We start from the raw sequence: 1,534 nt of genomic DNA, 5'->3' as shown, positions 1-1,534 counted from the left end.
TATACTGACCTGAAACGTTTTGATGAAGCGTTGAAGGCTGCCGATGTCTTCTTCAAGGAATGTGATAAAGCCGATTATTCGTATTTGGATTATATGTATTATGGACATCTGTTGGAGAGTCTGAAAAAATATGATGATGCAGTAGTACAATATGAGAAAGCGGTAAAGATGGATCCGACGAAGACGGATTTATTTAAAAATATCTCTTCTGCTTACGAACAGAAGAACGATTATAAAAAAGCAATCAGTGCTTACCAGAAATATTATGCATCTCTTGATAAGGAAAAACAGACTCCGGACTTACAGTTCCAGTTTGGTAGACTTTATTACGGTGCTGGTACGCAACCTGATTCATTAGCAATCACTGTTGAAGAACGTAAGCAGGCGTTAATGTCCGCCGATTCTACTTTCCATGCAATTGCGGAAGCAGCGCCGGACAGCTATTTGGGTAACTTCTGGAGAGCACGTGCCAATTCTGCACTTGACCCTGAAACAACTCAAGGACTTGCGAAACCTTTCTATGAGGAAGTGGCCGCTTTATTGGAAAGCAAAAACGATCCTCATTACAATTCAGCTTTGGTTGAATGCTACAGTTATCTTGGATATTACTATTTGTTAGCTATCGAAAATCCGGCATTGAAAGCCGAAGCAAAGGCTAACAAAGATAAATCCATAGAATACTGGAGTAAAATTCTGGCTATAGACCCCGCTAATGCTACTGCTAAAAGGGCATTGGACGGCATCAAATAGTGAATAATTTTAGTTGTTTGTCGTGACAGGAGGAGTGGAGAGTGATCTTAGCTCCTCCTTTTTTTGCACTTTTTTCTCCTTTTCTATTGGAATATTCAAAAGATTACCTACTTTTGTGGTGTACTATTACACTAATACACCTAAAGATCATTATTCATTAAACAGAAATACTATGATTACAGTAGAAAATCTTTCATTTACTTATCGTAAATCGAAGCGTGCGGTACTACGTGATTTTTCGCTTTCGTTCGAATCCGGCAGGGTATATGGACTGTTGGGAAAGAATGGTGCGGGAAAATCTACTCTTCTCTATCTGATGTCCGGCTTGTTGACTCCTAAAAACGGCAAAGTGATGTTTCACGATACAGATGTACGCCGTCGGTTGCCGGTTACTTTGCAGGATATGTTTTTAGTTCCCGAAGAATTTGAGTTGCCTTCGGTTTCTTTGGTCAGCTATATTGAGTTAAACAGTCCTTTTTATCCTCGTTTCAGTAAGGAAGAGATGATTAAATATCTCCATTATTTTGAGATGGATATAGATATTGATCTCGGATCACTTTCTATGGGACAGAAAAAGAAAGTATTTATGAGCTTTGCGCTTGCTACAAACACTTCTCTTTTGTTGATGGACGAGCCGACTAACGGACTGGACATTCCCGGCAAAAGTCAGTTCCGTAAGTTTATAGCATCGGGTATGTCGGATGATAAGACGATTGTGATTTCCACGCATCAGGTTCGTGACATCGACAAAGTGCTCGATCATGTGTTGATTATGGATGACAGC

1 protein-coding gene and 1 pseudogene are annotated in these 1,534 nt (G+C 39.8%); both read left to right on the top strand.

Annotation, left to right across the window (positions count from 1 at the left end; translation table 11 throughout):
• Window positions 1-750: pseudogene (locus AB5935_RS25720) on the top strand (hypothetical protein); the annotation flags it as partial.
• A 172-nt stretch (window positions 751-922) separates the two neighbouring features.
• The coding region (locus AB5935_RS25715) for an ATP-binding cassette domain-containing protein (protein ID WP_368327839.1) at window positions 923-1,534 on the top strand (612 nt) is incomplete at its 3' end.

The organism is Phocaeicola sp. RTP21198st1_B8_RTP21198_201120 (genome assembly GCF_040929485.1).
GTDB classification, from domain to species: domain Bacteria; phylum Bacteroidota; class Bacteroidia; order Bacteroidales; family Bacteroidaceae; genus Phocaeicola; species Phocaeicola dorei.
This window is presented reverse-complemented; position numbering and strand designations above follow the sequence as displayed.